Below are 16,974 nucleotides of genomic sequence, written 5' to 3'. Positions count from 1 at the left end.
GCGAAGCCTCCGTTCCCCGGAGAAGAATAGAGCGGATACCGGCAACGGCAACGGTGCCTCGAATACGAGTATCAAGACCTGGCACAAATAAACGTGCCAAAGCACGACTATAAACCGGAAAGGGAAGCGCATACAATAAAGACATCAAAAGAAACAGTTTGAAGGGAGAAACAAAAAGATGGAACAGACACAACAAGCCTCGCTGAAGGCAAAGGTTCAAAAGTTAGGCAGCACGCTTTCAAGCATGGTGATGCCGAATATAGGGGCACTGATCGCCTGGGGAGTCTTAACGGCATTATTTATCCCGGATGGCTATTTGCCGAATGAATCCTTCGCTTCGATGGTCGGCCCGATGCTTACGTATTTAATCCCTCTGTTGGTCGGTTATACAGGAGGTAAAGTGATCGCAGGCGAACGCGGTGCGGTAGTCGGCGCCATCGCCACAATGGGTGTGATCGTAGGGACGGAAATTCCCATGATCATGGGTGCCATGATCATGGGACCGTTGGGCGGTTTCACGATCAAGAAATTCGATGCGATTTTCCAGAGCAAAATCAAGACCGGTTTTGAAATGCTCGTCAACAATTTCTCGGCAGGCTTGATCGGATTCGCTTTGGCACTTGTAGGGTTCCAAGCAATCGGACCAGTAGTTGACCGTTTGACACAAGCAATGGCGGCCGGGGTTGAAACGATCCTGAACGCACAATTGATTCCTTTAACAAATATCTTCATCGAACCAGCAAAAATTCTTTTCCTGAACAATGCAATCAACCACGGCATTTTGACACCGTTGGGAACGGAACAAGTCAGCGAGACTGGTCGTTCGATCCTCTTCCTGCTTGAAGCAAATCCTGGTCCTGGTTTGGGCGTGTTGTTGGCTTTCACCCTGTTCGGCAAAGGTTCAGCAAAATCGACAGCGCCGGGCGCGATGATCATCCACTTCTTGGGTGGTATCCACGAAATCTATTTCCCTTACGTCATGATGAAACCGTTATTATTCTTGGCAGTCATCTCGGGTGGTGTTTCCGGAAGCTTTGTGTTCCAACTTTTAGGCGCTGGTTTGCGGGCTCCGGCTTCACCAGGTTCGATCATCGCGATTTTGGCTATGACGCCGATGGGTTCTTACTTGCCAGTCATTTTGGGGGTTGTCGCCGGTGCAGCAGCATCTTTTGCGGTAGCTGCGGTCATTTTGAAGGCCGACTCCAAAGAAGCAGTCGACACATTTGAAGAAAGCGTCAAAGCAACCCAAGCCGCAAAATTAAGCGCAAAAGGCTTAGCAGGACAAACAAGCCTGACTGGGATCCAACACATCATTTTTGCTTGCGACGCAGGGATGGGCTCAAGCGCAATGGGCGCTTCTATCCTACGCAAAAAAATCAATGCAGCCGGGTTACCGCAAGACGTCACCAACCGCGCCATCAATAATCTGACGGATGCAGCCAACACGTTGATCGTAACCCAGGAAGAACTGAAGAATCGTGCCCAACAGAAAGCACCGAATGCAACTTTTGTAGCGATCGAGAATTTCCTGAATTCGCCAAAATACGATGAAATCGTGGCCACCTTGTCCGGCACCGATCTGAAAGAAACAGTCGCTGCAAAACCAGCGCCGGTCCTGGACTTTGACTTGGCGAACATCAACGAAATCGTCTTGGTCCATGATGACCGCAAAGGCTCCGCCACTATGGGACAAAAAGTAGTGGAACGGATTTTGGAGAGGGAAGCATTGAACATACCTTTAAGAAAAGTGCATATCAACGAGCTTGAAGCAACACCGCAAACGTTGGTCATCAGCAAAAACAGTCTGACGCAAGCGGCAAAGCAAAAAGTTCCTGCAGCCGTCCATCTGTCAGTCGACAGTCTGATCACTACGCCTAAATATGAGAGCGTCGTAGCCAACTTGAAGCAAATCGCTTAAGGAGAGGAAGATTAAAATGAATAATTTAGATACAGAAATGATCGTTTTGAATAAAGCTTTTGCTTCAAAAGAAGAAGCCATCCGTTTTTGCGGCCAAAAATTAGTGGAAGCAGGCTGTGTGGATACGGATTATGTGGAGGCCATGGTGCAACGGGATCGGATGTTGTCAGTATATATGGGGAATTTCATCGCGATTCCCCATGGCACCGATGCTGCCAAGGACCACGTGAAAAAATCAGGCATCTGCGTTGTACAAGTACCTGACGGCGTTGACTTCGGCGACGAGCAGGAAGAAAAATTGGCGACCGTGTTGTTCGGCATCGCAGGGGTCGGCGATGACCACCTGCAGTTGATCCAAAAAATTGCGCTGTATTGCAGCGATGTGGACAACGTCGTGACTTTGGCCGACGCATTAACAAAAGATGAAATCACTGGCAGCTTAGCCATTGCATAGGGAGAGATGAAAATGAAAGCAGTACACTTTGGTGCCGGAAATATCGGCCGCGGCTTTATCGGGGAAATTTTGAATCACAACGGGTACGCAATCACTTTTGTGGATGTGAACGATACAATCATCGAAGCCTTAAAAACACGAGGCAGCTATACAATCGAATTGGCGGACGAGTCACGCGAACAGATCCAGATCCAGAACGTCACAGGCCTGAATAATGCCAAGGAAGCAGACAAAGTCGTAGAAGCAATCGTAGAAGCGGATCTCCTCACGACTGCCATCGGTCCGAATATTCTGCCTAGAATCGCGCAATTGATTGCGCAAGGGATCGCGGCGCGTGCTGCCCGGAACATCCAGCAGCCCATCGACATCATCGCCTGCGAAAACATGATCGGCGGCTCGACTTTCCTGGCTGAGGAAGTCAAGAAACATTGCACGGATACGGCATATCTTGACCAATACGTCGGATTTCCCGATGCGGCGGTGGACCGGATCGTGCCGATGCAGCAACATGCGGATCCGCTGTTTGTACAAGTGGAGCCATTCAGCGAGTGGGTCGTACAAGGGACTGCCTGCAAAAGCCCAATCCGTCTGGAAGGCGTTTCCTATGTGAACGATCTGGAGCCTTACATCGAACGCAAACTTTTCAGCGTCAATACAGGGCACGCTACGGTAGCCTATACAGGCGCTCTGCAGGGCTATGAAACCATCGATGAAGCGATGCAAGATCATCTGGTCGTCATCCAATTGCGCTCCGTCTTGCATGAAACCGGCAAATTGTTGATCGCGAAATGGGGATTCGATGCAGCGGAACACGAGAAATATATCGAAAAAATCATCGGCCGATTCCAAAACAAATATATTTCCGATGCTATCTCCCGTGTGGCGCGTACGCCTTTAAGAAAATTGGGCAACCATGAGCGCTTCATCCGTCCGATGGTTGAACTGACCCAAATCGATGAGATGCCTTTTCATTTGCTGGAAACAATCGGCATGGTCTTCAATTATTTCGACCCAGAGGATGAACAATGCCAAGAATTGAAAGAAATGATCCTGCAAAAAGGCTTGGATAAAATCATTCCGGAAATAACCGGGATAGACAATCAAAAGATTTTGGGTAGCATCAAACAGAACGTCGAGAAGTACGCGTATAAGGTGGCTTGATCACCGCAGTTCAATCAGCAACTTTCAACTATGCCCGTTGTGTCGGTCCCGCCGTCATTTGAAACATCTTGATGAAATCAAACGGCACAACGTGTGTAAGTTTTTCTTAAATAGCGCTCCAAACCAGCGTTACAAGTGAAACCGGACCAAAAACGCTTTGACAAGGTCACTGTTTGTAGGATAAAATGCATGTATTCTGGAAAATATAAAGCTAGGAGGATAGAGGAAGAACAAATGGATAGCGCCAGACTTCAGGGAGCACAGGAACATTGGCCCTGAAGTGACGAGGATTGGGTTTATCGAAGGATTCGGCGGATGACCCAAGGCAAGTGTAGTCTACAGGATTGAGGCAAAAAAGACCCTTATGCGGCTGCAGAGCCCGAAACGGTCTTACAGAGATCAATCCCCACACCCAGAAAAAATCGAGATAATAAAGGGGATTTTTACGCTTATGTGTGGAATAGTTGGATATGTAGGAAAAGGCAATGTACAAGAGGTATTGTTGCATGGATTAGAAAAATTGGAATACCGTGGTTATGATTCAGCCGGTATTTTTGTCGTAGACGCTGAAAACCAAGGTCATGTGTTCAAGGAAAAAGGCCGCATCGCGGATTTGCGTGCAATCGTCGACAGACAGGTCGATGCGCATGTAGGCATCGGACACACAAGATGGGCAACGCATGGCGTGCCGAGCGCAGAGAATGCGCACCCGCATCAATCCGCGGATGGACGTTTCACATTGGTCCATAATGGAGTGATCGAAAACTTCAAAGAAATCAAAGATGAGTATCTGCAGGATGTCACTTTCGTCAGCCAAACAGATACAGAAATCGTTGTGCAGTTGATCGGAAAAATCGCTGCTGAAGAAAACTTGGACGGAAAAGAAGCTTTGCGCCGCGCTTTATCGATCGTAAGAGGCTCTTACGCTTTCGCTTTAGTCGATGCACAAGCACCGGACGTCTTTTACGCGGCCAAAAACAAAAGCCCAATGTTGATCGGTTTGGGTGATGACTTCAACGTCGTTGCCAGCGATGCGATGGCTACTGTTCAGATCACGAGCCAATATGTGGAAATCCACGACGGCGAAATGATCACATTGACGGCTGATGGCGTCACAATCGAAAAATTGGATGGAACAACAGTTACGCGTGATCCATACACTGCCCAAATCGATGCCAGCGACCTGGAAAAAGGGACATACCCTTACTACATGTTGAAAGAAATCGATGAGCAGCCTGCTGTTATGCGCAACATCATCCAAAAATACCAAAATGCAGAAGGTCGCTTGACTGTTCCTGAAGAATTGGTCACTGCTATGTTGGAGGCTGACCGCATCCATATCGTGGCTTGTGGAACAAGCTACCATTCCGGTTGGGTAGGGAAACATTATCTGGAAAAAATTGCACAGATTCCGACAGAAGTGCATGTCGCCAGCGAATTTTCTTACAACCCACCACTATTGAAAGGCAACCCGTTCTTTATCTTCTTGACCCAAAGTGGGGAGACTGCGGATAGCCGCCAAGTATTGGTGAAAGTAAAAGAATGGGGATACCCAGCATTGACGATCACGAACGTGGCTGGTTCAACTTTATCACGTGAAGCGGACTACACATTGCTGTTGCATGCAGGTCCTGAGATCGCAGTCGCTTCGACGAAAGCTTACACGGCGCAAATCGCAGTCTTGGCAGTCTTGTCTGATGCGTTAGGCGCGAGAACGGGTCATGATATGGGAATCGACATGGTCCATGAATTAGGGATTGTCGCAAATGCAATGGAATCGATCATCGATGACAAAGAGCGTATCGCCGAATTAGCGGACATCTACTTGCCGAACACCCGCAATGCTTTCTACATCGGACGCGGTTTGGATTACTTCGTATCGATGGAAGCAGCATTGAAACTGAAAGAAATTTCTTATATCCAAACAGAAGGTTTTGCTGCCGGAGAATTGAAGCACGGCACTATCGCATTGATCGAAGAAGGAACACCAGTATTGGCTATCATTACCCAAGCAGATGTTGCCAGCCATACCCGCGGAAACGTCGAAGAAGTGCGTTCACGCGGCGCAAATACGTGTGTATTTGCAATGAAAGGTTTGGCTAATGACAACGACCAAATCATCTTGCCTGCTGTTCATCCAGCGCTGGCGCCACTGATGACAGTCGTTCCGACACAATTGATGGCTTACTACGCAACGCTTCACCGTGGCTATGACGTCGACAAGCCAAGAAACTTGGCTAAATCCGTTACGGTTGAATAAAGAACCGCAACTTATTCAAATCAAATGAACTGAGTAGAGCAGCATGGAACCCTTTCGGGGGATTCCGTGCTGCTCTTTTTGTTTTTCGGTTTGGGGTTGATTACGCTTGCCGGAGCAGAGCGGTGGAATCGGCATCAGCTCCGGTAAGGAGCACAGACGCCGGAGGACACCGGTAATTTTCGGCCGCAAGTTCGACGAAGCTCTTCTCATCGGAGAATAACTGGAAAATACGAGCTCTCCTCCGGCGAAGCCTCCGTTCACCGGAGGAGAGCTTAGAATTGCCGGATAACTTGATCTTGGCCGAAGCTTCATCTTTAATAATGTATGAGATTTTGAGAGTGATTTTTTTTATAGTTCCATAAATCTGATGCTTTGTTTGCGGTTGAATAGGGCTGATTAGTTCAAAGATAATAGCACTGTAGTGAAGGAATGGTTGCACTAATACGCTATTTTCATTGGAAAAAGTTTTGCGGCTCCTGAAACCGCAGGTGTAAAAAATCAATTTTTCCCTTTCGTGGCGCGCTTTTTACGGAATATGATCCATATAATTGTTTTAAATCCTCTCCCTCCAAATTCCAGCATTTGAATTAGTTCAAAAACCGGGCCCCATATCCGGGTCAAGGACTGTATTAATTTATTTTTTATTTGGTCTATACTCTGGAATATAGAGATTGAAAGGGGATACAAAACATTATGACAAACAACTGGTTGGAATTAGACGGAAAAACGGTTATCGTTACAGGAGGAAATTCAGGGATCGGATTACACATCGCGGATCACTTGAAAGCACAAGGCGCAAACGTCGTTGTGGCGGATTTAAGTGTTGAAACGGGAACAAGTGTTTATGGTAAACTGAATGTGAAGACAGACGTGACTTCCATCGCGAGCATCGAGGCAATGGTCGAAAAAGCTGTTGAGAAATTTGGCAAAATCGACGTTTTGGTCAATAATGCAGGTATGAACTTGCCGCGCTTATTGGTGGATGTCTACAGTGATGAAAGAAACTACGAAATCGATGAAGACTCCTTCAACAAAATGACAGCAGTCAATCAAAAAGGAATGGTATTCACTACACAAGCCGTCGTCAGAAACATGCTGAAGAACAAAGTGGAAGGCACGATCATCAATATCTCTTCCGAATCTGGCATGGAAGGTTCGGTCGGTCAAAGCATCTACTCTGCAACAAAAGGCGCTACGAATTCTTACACGCGTTCATGGGCAAAAGAACTTGGTAAATTTGGCATCAAAGTCGTCGGTATCGCACCGGGGATCAACGAAAAAACAGGATTGACAACTCCTGCCTACAATGAAGCTTTGGCTTACACAAGAAACATACCGGTTGAGCAATTGGATACAGGGTATGAAAAGAGCATTCCACTGGGACGCGTCGGAAAATTGGATGAAATCGGCTACTTGGTTGCATTCTTATCTTCCAACAAATCTGCTTATATCACTGGGACAACAATCAACATTACGGGTGGGAAATCTAGAGGATAGTATGGGGGCATTTACATGTCAACGGCAAGCGATAGAGAACTTTTGCTGAGAAGCTTACTTTCAAATAAAGACACAGATCTTCAAAGTCTCGAGGAAGCGTCGGGGAAAAACAGATACCAAATCAAAACAATCATTTCGGAATTGAACGATGTCTATGAAGGATTCTTAAAAATCCAACAAAAGGATGAATCACAAGTAGGCATCGTCAGAAAGGAGGGGGCGAACATATTCAACATGCTTCGTTACAATATCCATCAAGACTTCAATAAAGTAGAATGCAGGATTGCTTACTTGTTGTACCGCTTGATATGCACAGAAGAGTACCTGAATATCGGAGACCTCTCCGAAGAAATGAGCGTAAGCAGGAGCACGGTGAACAACGACCTGAAAAAGCTGAAGCAGCTTTTGGAGAAATACAATGCGAAAGTTGTCGGAATCCCGAACAAAGGCATCACCTTCCAGTGCAGTGAATTCGGCACCCGCTTGGTCCTGATCTATGAAGTCTTCGAGTTGCTGCAGATGACCTTTCTGCCGGACCAAGAAATCCAGACTGCGCTTGACGGACTCGTCCGGGACTACAAGCTGGATGAGCAGGCGAAAGAACTGCTTTATAAGGCACTGGCTGTAAGCGTTCACAGGGTGGCGCATGGGCATACGATAGATTCCGAGATTCCGATGTACAAAAACTTTGAGGCGGATTCGACCAATATCATCGCCTATACCCAACTGCTGCAGAAGAAATTTGCGGTTGCGTTGAATGACCATGAAATTGCTTTTCTTGCCTTCCCGATCAACACAAGGAACTCCGCTTACGTAAAAGGGACCGAAAATGCCGAAAACGAAGAGGTATTGAGGCAAGTAGTTGCCAGCATGCTGAAGACGGTACGCGATCAGGTCATGATCGAGATCGATGAAGAAGCCTTCTTCGAAAAAGTCAAATATCATCTGCTTTTCTTGATAAACAGGCTGGTCTTCCGGATTCCGAACACGGATCTTTATCTGGAACAGATCAAACTAAAATATCCTTTAGCCTTCGAACTGGCGAAGATTTCGTTGTCGGAACTGAACCGGTTGTACCAATTGAGCGCCAGCGCGGACGATATCAGCTATCTGGCTGTCTATTACGCACTGATGCTGGATGAAAGGCAAGCGAACGATTCCAAAGGGAAAAGCACAAGGGATGTCGGCATAATCACCAACCTTGGAAGAGGGAGTTTTGAGCTGATCTGCAGGCAGATCAAAGAGATTGTCGGAAGCGAGATGAATATCGTTCATATCAATACCGACAGTCTGCCGAAAGAAAAATTGAAGCGATTCCGGCTGCTTTTCACAACCGAAGAGATTTCCGTGGACACCGAGGTCCCTGTCATCAAAATCGACAGATTGGTCAGCCCAGACGATTTGGCCCAAAAGATTTATGCAGTGGAAAAAGATCAATATAACATCAAATACCTGACAAACGAGGATATCAGTTATCACCTCGTCAATCTGAAAGGTCAAATGGGTTACTTTGATTATGTTGAAGAAATCATGTCCTATCTTTCCAGAAGATACCATCTCTCCGAGGATATTCTGGACCGGTTTGTGGAAAAAGAAGAAAGACACACAATGATTTATGAAAACAAGGTAGCTTTCCCCCATTTGACCGACCCAAACATCAACAAGTTGGTGTTTGTCCTGGGGAACATCACGATGGCCAACCGCAACGATGCGTTTTCCTTGATGTTATTTCTAGTGACACCCGAGAAAATTTCTGAGCAGCAAGAGAGAATTTTGATGCAGGTATATGATTTTGTCTTTAAGGTCATCAATGATCCAACTCTGATCAATGATTTGAAAAAAGTGGATGATGCACAAGGACTTATTGAGATGCTGGAGAAAAGAGGTACGAAATAGATGAATAATATGCTTGCATTGGGTATTCTGGTTGTCGGCGCTTTTTTGATCCAAAGCGCACTGGGGTTTTTTCAGATCAAACATTTCGGCAATGAATACAACGAATTGAAGGCGGCTGGCAGAGTTGCGATAGGCAAACGGGCAGGGAAGCTGACTTCCGGAACGATCATCATGTTCCAACTGGATGAGGAAGGCGTCATCGTCAGAGGCAAAAAGCTTCAGGGGACCACAATCTTGGCTAGGTTCAAACCATACAACAATTTCAACGGCAGACTGATTGAAGCCATCAAGGCAGAGGATCCGGATGTGCTAGCTGAAATCAAGATCACCCGCAAAACCATCATGAATGCGGTCACTAATTACCGGATGTTCATAAACGGAGAAATCATTCCGGAGAAGGAATCCCCATTTAAGGAATTGACCAAAAAAATTACAAACATTAAGTTCGGGTAAATCGTATCAGGAATAATACATAAAATAAGGAGTGTTAAATATGGACTTTCTAGTTAAAGGTGCAGAAAGCTTTATCGGATTATTTCAATTAGGTGCAAATACATTTATGAGCTGGATGACAGGTATCGTCCCAATCGTATTGATGCTGATGGTATTCATGAACGTAGTGATCAAGCTGATCGGTGAGGAAAAAATCAATGGCCTCGCACAACGCTTCTCTAAATATTCCTTGGTCAGAAACTGTATCTTACCTTTCTTGGCAGCCTTCATGTTGGGGAATCCCGCATCATTCACCTTAGGAAGATTTTTGCCAGAATTCTACAAGCCAAGTTTCTATGCGGCACTTGCACAATACAACCATACGAGTAACGGTCTTTTCCCACATATCAATGCAGGCGAATTGTTCGTATTCCTGGGAATCGCTTCAGGTGTTGAGACGTTAGGATTGAGCACCACACCGCTGGCTATCCGATACCTTCTTGTCGGGCTTGTGATGAATGCTGTAGGTGCATACGTAACGGACTTCACGACTGCTTATGTCTGCAAAAAAACAGGTATCCAATTGAGCAAAACCGCGAAAGTTCAATAATAACGATCAAGAAGATGGTGCATAAAACAAATAGAATGCGTAAGAATGAGAGGGGTATTCATTATGACAAAATATAACAGCATCAAAGTCGAAAAAGGTTCCGGCGGCTGGGGCGGACCACTGATCATCACACCAACAGAGCAAAAACATAAATTCATCTACATCGTAGGCGGCGGGGAAAAACCTGCCATCGTCGACAGAATCGCTGAACTTACAGGTATGGAAGCCGTTAATGGATTCAAAACATCCATTCCGGATGATGAAACAGCTTTGGCTATCATCGACTGCGGCGGAACATTGAGATGCGGCATTTATCCTCAAAAAGGCATCCCAACAATCAATGTCGTTGCCACCGGCAAATCAGGTCCTTTGGCTAAATACATCAACGAAGATATTTACGTTTCAAATGTTGGCTTGAATCAGATCCAAGTCACTGGCGAGACAGCAAGCGTAGCAGCTGCAGAACCAGTAGTAGAAGAGAAGGTCGCTTACACTACAGACAAAAAGCTGACGCAACAAAACGCAGAAAAAGGCAGCATAGTGGCAAAAATCGGTTTGGCTGCAGGTAAAGGGATCGCCATCATGCTGCAATCAGCCCGTGAAGCAGTGCAGACGGTATTGCAGACGATCATCCCGTTCATGGCTTTTGTAGCGATGCTGATCGGTATCATCCAAGGTAGCGGAATCGGCAATCTGTTCGCTAAAATGATGATTCCATTGGCTGGGAATGTCTGGGGATTGATGGTCATCGGCTTCATTTGCTCCTTGCCTATCCTCTCTCCACTATTGGGACCTGGCGCTGTAATCGCACAAGTTATCGGAACGTTGATTGGTGTTGAAATCGGCAAAGGCAATATCGAGCCAAGCTTAGCTTTACCGGCTTTGTTCGCAATCAACACACAAAATGCTTGCGATTTCATTCCAGTCGGGTTAGGCTTGCAGGAAGCAGAGTCCAAAACAGTAGAAGTCGGCGTACCATCCGTTCTCTATTCTCGATTCCTGAACGGTGTGCCCCGCGTATTCGTCGCTTGGTTAGCAAGCTTCGGATTGTATTAAAAAGGAAGAAAAGCGGGACAAGCCCGCTCTGCCTCGAAAGAAATTTAGGAAATCTGGCCCTGAATGAGCATCGCAGAGCGCAATGGGTCAGATTTATCTAATTTCCGAGAGGCCGGCTTGGACCACTAGCCATCTTTTGGGAATGCAGAATATTTTGCAAATGAGTAAAACACCAAAGGTGATGCACTTCTGAGATTGAATATTTAATAAATTACTATTGCTTTAAAAACTAATAATCGGAAAAGGTGAAGAAAAATGTCAATTTATTCAACGGTAGTCACAGAAATCGGCCCCAATGCTAAGGAGTTTTTAGCTGAGGATATGATGGTATTGTTCGGAGACGATGCTCCAGAAGCATTGCGTCCTTATTGCTTCCTGATCGAACAAAATGCACTGGAGCAAGATATTCAACTGGGGCACGCGTTGGTTATCGGTGACGATAGTTATCGCGTCACAGCCGTGGGTAATGTGGTCAACAAAAACCTCAGGGATTTGGGACACATCACCATCAACTTCAGCGGAGAAACAGTCGCTGAATTGGCAGGCTCTCTATATGTTGAAAACAAAACAGTGAATGAAATCGCGGAAGGCACCATCATCAAAATCACTGAAACTGTGGGGTAGGGGCGTATGTACATAGATTCGAACGACATCAAAGCAATCGGAAGTTTTTTGAAAAGCGGATTTCTGAAAGGAGTCACCACCAACCCGACGATTTTGTCGACTGGTTCCGGCAGTCGCTTCAAACAATTACAAGATTTATTGGCTTTGGAGCCGACGGAACTTTTTGTGCAATTACTGGGTACGACTTCTGAAGAAATGTTTGCCGATTATGAAGCAATAAAGACATTTGATGCAAATCACCGACTTTCGATAAAAATTCCCGTGACACAAGCAGGCTTGGAAACAATCAACAAAGTGAAAAAGGATGATCCGGAGAGAGCGATCCTCGGCACGCTGATCTACTCTGCGGACCAGGGGATCCTGGCCGCTGCAGCCGGATGCGACTACCTGGCACCTTATGTGAACAGGATGCTGAACAATGCGATCGATCCCTACAAGGCAATCCGTTCTATGCGGACGTTCATAGATGCTAGAGGCTACAAGACCAAAATCATGGCAGCGAGCTTCAAAAATTCCCAACAAGTCATCGATTCCTTGGAGTCGGGCGCCCATACTGCCACGATTCCTCCGGATGTTCTGAACAGTATGCAGAACAAAGATTTGGCATTGCAGGCACTGCAGGTTTTTGAAGCGGACGGACAAGCGCTGTTCGGAAAATACGGAGCGTAAACTACCGAACTTGATCATGTGGATTTCACTTACAGAAAAGGGGGTGCATCAGAACCAGAACAGGATTTTCTGGATTTGATGCAGCCTCTTTTGTATGGAAATCGAATTTATGCTCAGAGATTCCCCGCCAAAACCACTTTGGCGGGGTAACGCGTCCGCGGGCAACACAAGATTCCCCGTTAAAACCATTTTGACGGGGAATCTACCGCCAAACTAAACTAAACAGAAAAGGCGATTTGGTCTAAGGGCGAGTTGACTTCCGGAAAAATTATGATACGATAGGAACAATAACAAATGAACTGAATATTCTTTTTTACCACTAGGGGTGCTTTACCGGCGGATGACTGTCCGCCAAAAAGCTGAGATCGAAGTAGGACTTCGAGACCCTTAGAACCTGATCTGGTTTGTACCAGCGTAGGGAAGTGGCAGCCTCTTTTTTGGCTAAGTAAGTCCCTATTACATAAGGAACATACAACCACTTTTTTCCGTTGGGAAGAGAGTGGTTTTTTTGTTTGCAAAAATCAAGAGCGGTCGTTCGGATAAGTCGGGACCCTGGCGGAGCGCTCACAGCATATGGAGGGAAATCAATGACATTTTCAGCACAAATCCGCCAAGCGGTCGAACCGATCTGGGCGGCCAGTATGCAGCATCCGTTTGTGAAAGGGATCAGGGACGGAACCTTGCCGTTGGAGAATTTCCGTTTTTATATCCAGCAGGATTCCTATTACCTGACGCGTTTCGCCAAAATTTTGGCACTCGGCGCGGCCAAAGCACCGGATATCGCGACGACCAACCAGTTCGCCGACTTCGCGAAGCATACGTACAGCGCCGAAATCAGCCTGCATGAACAATTTTCGAAAAGGCTGGGCATCACCGTGGAAGAAAAAGAGTGTTTCAAACCCGCGCCCACTACCTATGCCTACACTTCCCATCTCTACCGGGCCGGCCACGCGGGACATCTGGGCGATGTCATCGCCGCGGTGTTGCCATGCTACTGGCTCTACGCCGAAATCGGTGATGCATTCATTGATGCGGCCCCGGAAGAACCGATCTATCAGGAATGGATCGCTACCTACGGCGGGAAGGATTTTCAAGACCGGGTGGATGAGCAGATCGAGCGGCTGGATGAGATCGCCGCAGCGGTGAGCGAAGCCGACCGCGAAAGGATGAAAGAGCATTTCATCATCAGCAGCCAATACGAATACGCGTTTTGGGAAATGGCCTATCGCATGGAAACATGGCCGGTACCGTTGGAAAAATAAGCGACAAAATCAAACAAAAAGAGGAGACAGAATAAAATGAAAAAAGAATTGAAGCTTACAGATATTTTGGTGACGATCGTCATCGCCATCGCTTTCGGGATCGTCTACATCCTATGGGGAACGGTCTATTACGCGGTGCAACCGTTGGGTCTACATCTTGATCAGCTGCTTTACGGCATGTGGTTCATCGCCGGCACCGTCGCCTATTTCATTATCCGCAAGCCCGGTGTGGCGCTTTTGGCGGAAATCGCTGCGGCTTCAGGTGAATTTCTTTTGGGATCTCCTTGGGGTCTGACCGTCTTGCTTTCCGGTGTGGTGCAGGGGTTGTTTGCGGAATTGGTCTTCATGGCTTTCCGCTACAAACGTTTTGACCTGAAGGTTGCCGCGTTGGCAGCTTCGGCCTCTTGTGTGGGTTCGCTTTTGGTGGATGCTTTGAATGGGCAGATAGCTGAATTGGCTCCTTGGAACTTGGCGCTTTACTTGCTTGCCCGATTCGCAGGCTCGATTTTCTTTGCCGGCGTGCTGGCTTACTACTTGGCGGAAGTCCTGGAGGATACCGGCGTGACGAATCTTGTCCGTCCGCTGACGAGTGAAGATTTCTCAGATATGGATTAAGGAGGATGGCGGAGATGGCGCAACAAGCATATGTCGAGAAGCTGAAGCTGAAATTTCCCGGCGATGCTGATTTGTTGTTCAGGGACCTGTCCTTTTCGGTTACTGCCGGCGAAAAAGTGCTGCTTTTGGGTCCGTCCGGCTGCGGCAAATCCACGCTGCTGCAAGTGTTGAGCGGGCTGATTCCGCAATCGATCGAAGTGCCGATGAAGGCCGACAAGCTCGTGACGCCGGCTTCCTGGGGCTATGTTTTCCAGGATCCGGATAGTCAGTTCTGCATGCCTTACGTCGATGAAGAGCTCGCTTTCGTGCTCGAAAATCTGTCGGTTCCGCGCCAAGAGATGGCCGCCAGGATAGACGTTGCGCTCCGGCAGGTGGGCTTGGAATTGGCGGACAGCCACATCCCCATCGCGAGCCTTTCCGGCGGGATGAAGCAGCGGCTGGCGATCGCCTCGGTGTTGGCCTTGGATCCGGAGGTGCTCTTTTTGGATGAGCCTTCTGCGATGCTGGACCCGGAAGGGACGGAAGCGATATGGGAAGTCCTGCAGCAAGTCTGCAGGGACAAAACGGTCATCATTGTGGAGCACAAAATCGATCATGTCCTGGCATTCGCCGAACGCCTCGTATTGTTCGATGCATCCGGCAGCATCATCGCCGATGGGCCGAACGAAGAAATCTTCTCGGTCTACAAGGACGAAATGAAGGAGCAAGGCATCTGGTTTCCTGGGGTATGGGAACAGCATTTGGCAGAAACGCCGTTGCAACGAAAGCAGAAGTCCTATAGATTGCAAAGTCCGCTGCTGGAATTGCGCGAATTCAAGGGATTCCGCAATGGAGATATCAAAATCCAAGGAGCCGAGTTGGCGGCCTATCCGGGTGAATGGGTCATCATCCGCGGTCAAAACGGAGCCGGAAAAAGCACGTTCCTCCATGCCGTCATGCAGTTCATCAAAACGAGCGGGGACTACGAGCTGGCGGGGAAACCGATCAAAAAAGTGAAAAAGTTGGCCGAACGGGTGGCTTTCGTTTTCCAAAATCCGGAGTACCAGTTCGTGGCGAACACGGTCTATGAAGAGATGGCCTATTCGCTCCGAATGGACGGGAAGGGAAAATCGGAGATCGAGAAGCTTGTGGAGGAATATCTGACGCTCTTCCAGTTAACTGGACAGCGGGATAAGAATCCTTTCCAACTTTCGATGGGTCAAAAGCGCCGTCTGAGCGTAGCGGCGACAATCATCCAAGGACAGCGAGTGATTCTCTTGGATGAACCGACTTTCGGGTTGGATTCTAAAAACACCTTTGCTTTGCTGGGATTTTTGGAGAGCTACCGGAAGAAGGGCGCCGTCATCTTGATGGTGACGCATGATGAAGTGCTCTCCCGGAGCTATGGGACAACGTTTTGGAGTGTTGTAGATGGCGAAATCAGCAGTACGAATGAGCCTGCTCCAGCTGGACGAGCGGCTGGATGCGGCGAACTGCAGCTGGAAGGGGGGATATGCGGATGAGGGAATGGGAATTAGTCAAAGAAACCTGGCTTCACCGTGTCAATCCCAGCCTAAAATTAGGCATGTCACTGTTACTTTGCATCGCTGTTATGTTAGTCTGCAATCTGGAGGGCATGGCGGCGATCGGCATCGGGCTTTTAGTCCTGTTCCTGTTGTTTACGGGACAGCCCCTGAAGCGGATCTTGTTGCTGTTGATCCCTTTCTGCGCCATTTTCGTGTCTACAGCTTCAGCAATGATTATGTTCGGAAAAGGCGAAACGCTTTGGTTCGAATGGGGGTTGATCCGCATCACCGAGGAAAGTTTTTTGCGGGGCATGCTGATCGGCTTGCGCGCCATGGTATTCTCAGTTTTGGGTTTGACCTTCGCATTGACGACGCGGCCGGTCAACTTGTTTTATTCGTTGATGCAGCAACTTCAGCTGGATCCAAAATATGCCTACAGCTTCATGGCTGCGCTGCGGTTGATCCCGATTATGACGGAAGAGTTCGAAACAATCCGAAATGCCCGCAAGGTGCGCGGCAGCGAAAGGGTAAAAGGCTTGCAGGGTATCCTCTTCAAGATGAAAGTCTACACCATCCCGTTGCTGTCAGGCAGCATTCGGCGTGCGCATCGCATCGCCGTGGCGATGGAAGCGAAACGTTTTTCCGGCAAGGAGAGCCGAACCTACTATTATAATATCGGCTTTTCCGGCAACGATCTCGTGTTCCTGGCATATATGGTGCTGCTCGCGGGCATGAGTTATGGCGTGAATGGGTTGTTCGGAAATTGAATCTAAGCTTGAAATAACCCGCCAAAAACCCTTTGACGGGGAAAATCAGGTCAAATCACAGTCCAAAAAACCGCCAAAATCACTTTGGCGGGGAAAAACGTCCGCGGACAACACGAGATTCCCCTTCAAAACCATTTTTGCGGGGAATCTCGCCACGAACGCGAACCCCGGACCAGACAAATGAATCACCAAACAACAAAGAAGGGGCGGTCTCGCAATGAGACCGTCCCTTCTTGTTTCATAGCCTT

Annotated in this window: 15 protein-coding genes and 1 riboswitch; all 15 genes read left to right on the top strand. The window is 47.6% G+C overall.

The features are described from left to right. The first annotated feature begins 178 nt into the window (after positions 1 to 178). The 15 genes from BLV66_RS11390 (at position 179) to BLV66_RS11315 (ending at position 16,726) form a co-directional block, all read left to right on the top strand. Positions 179 to 1,918: a PTS mannitol transporter subunit IIBC gene (locus tag BLV66_RS11390; protein WP_086986281.1), complete on the top strand. Its 1,740-nt coding sequence runs from the start codon at positions 179 to 181 to the stop codon at positions 1,916 to 1,918. Positions 1,919 to 1,934: 16 nt separating this feature from the next. After that, the gene (locus BLV66_RS11385; protein WP_086630053.1) at positions 1,935 to 2,372 is read left to right on the top strand and encodes a PTS mannitol transporter subunit IIA; all 438 of its coding nucleotides are present in this window, start codon (positions 1,935 to 1,937) and stop codon (positions 2,370 to 2,372) included. A gap of 12 nt (positions 2,373 to 2,384) precedes the next feature. Beyond that, positions 2,385 to 3,533, top strand: a complete 1,149-nt coding sequence (locus BLV66_RS11380; RefSeq protein ID WP_086986280.1) for a mannitol-1-phosphate 5-dehydrogenase — start codon at positions 2,385 to 2,387, stop codon at positions 3,531 to 3,533. Between the two features lie 451 nt (positions 3,534 to 3,984). Next, on the top strand, positions 3,985 to 5,793 hold the full coding sequence (gene glmS, locus BLV66_RS11375) for a glutamine--fructose-6-phosphate transaminase (isomerizing) (protein ID WP_086986279.1): 1,809 nt from the start codon (positions 3,985 to 3,987) through the stop codon (positions 5,791 to 5,793). 693 nt (positions 5,794 to 6,486) lie between these two features. After that, positions 6,487 to 7,290: a sorbitol-6-phosphate dehydrogenase subunit gene (locus BLV66_RS11365; RefSeq protein ID WP_086986277.1), complete on the top strand. Its 804-nt coding sequence runs from the start codon at positions 6,487 to 6,489 to the stop codon at positions 7,288 to 7,290. 15 nt (positions 7,291 to 7,305) lie between these two features. After that, a complete protein-coding gene (locus BLV66_RS11360; RefSeq protein WP_086986276.1) occupies positions 7,306 to 9,186 on the top strand; it encodes a BglG family transcription antiterminator in 1,881 nt (626 codons plus the stop codon). Further along, complete coding sequence (locus BLV66_RS11355; protein WP_086986275.1) at positions 9,187 to 9,639, top strand: transcriptional regulator GutM; 453 nt, start codon at positions 9,187 to 9,189, stop codon at positions 9,637 to 9,639. Positions 9,640 to 9,679: 40 nt separating this feature from the next. Further along, on the top strand, positions 9,680 to 10,228 hold the full coding sequence (gene srlA, locus BLV66_RS11350; protein ID WP_086986274.1) for a PTS glucitol/sorbitol transporter subunit IIC: 549 nt from the start codon (positions 9,680 to 9,682) through the stop codon (positions 10,226 to 10,228). 63 nt (positions 10,229 to 10,291) lie between these two features. Then, positions 10,292 to 11,284, top strand: a complete 993-nt coding sequence (srlE, locus tag BLV66_RS11345) for a PTS glucitol/sorbitol transporter subunit IIB (protein ID WP_086986273.1) — start codon at positions 10,292 to 10,294, stop codon at positions 11,282 to 11,284. A gap of 255 nt (positions 11,285 to 11,539) precedes the next feature. Then, a complete protein-coding gene (locus BLV66_RS11340; protein ID WP_086630045.1) occupies positions 11,540 to 11,908 on the top strand; it encodes a PTS glucitol/sorbitol transporter subunit IIA in 369 nt (122 codons plus the stop codon). 6 nt (positions 11,909 to 11,914) lie between these two features. Continuing rightward, positions 11,915 to 12,577 carry a transaldolase family protein gene (locus BLV66_RS11335; RefSeq protein WP_086986272.1) on the top strand — a complete coding sequence of 221 codons (663 nt, stop codon included), beginning with the start codon at positions 11,915 to 11,917 and terminating at the stop codon, positions 12,575 to 12,577. A gap of 311 nt (positions 12,578 to 12,888) precedes the next feature. Continuing rightward, positions 12,889 to 13,015: riboswitch (TPP riboswitch) on the top strand. Positions 13,016 to 13,164: 149 nt separating this feature from the next. After that, positions 13,165 to 13,839 (top strand): thiaminase II, encoded by a 675-nt coding sequence (gene tenA / locus BLV66_RS11330; RefSeq protein WP_086986271.1) that lies wholly within the window; start codon positions 13,165 to 13,167, stop codon positions 13,837 to 13,839. A 36-nt stretch (positions 13,840 to 13,875) separates the two neighbouring features. Next, positions 13,876 to 14,454, top strand: a complete 579-nt coding sequence (locus tag BLV66_RS11325) for an ECF transporter S component (protein ID WP_086986270.1) — start codon at positions 13,876 to 13,878, stop codon at positions 14,452 to 14,454. A 14-nt stretch (positions 14,455 to 14,468) separates the two neighbouring features. Continuing rightward, on the top strand, positions 14,469 to 15,956 hold the full coding sequence (locus BLV66_RS11320; protein WP_086986269.1) for an ABC transporter ATP-binding protein: 1,488 nt from the start codon (positions 14,469 to 14,471) through the stop codon (positions 15,954 to 15,956). Continuing rightward, positions 15,953 to 16,726: an energy-coupling factor transporter transmembrane component T family protein gene (locus BLV66_RS11315; RefSeq protein WP_086986268.1), complete on the top strand. Its 774-nt coding sequence runs from the start codon at positions 15,953 to 15,955 to the stop codon at positions 16,724 to 16,726. The genes BLV66_RS11320 and BLV66_RS11315 overlap by 4 nt, the downstream gene beginning before the upstream one ends. Positions 16,727 to 16,974: the final 248 nt, after the last annotated feature.

The organism is Trichococcus collinsii (genome assembly GCF_900107505.1).
GTDB classification, from domain to species: Bacteria; Bacillota; Bacilli; order Lactobacillales; family Aerococcaceae; genus Trichococcus; species Trichococcus collinsii.
This window is presented reverse-complemented; position numbering and strand designations above follow the sequence as displayed.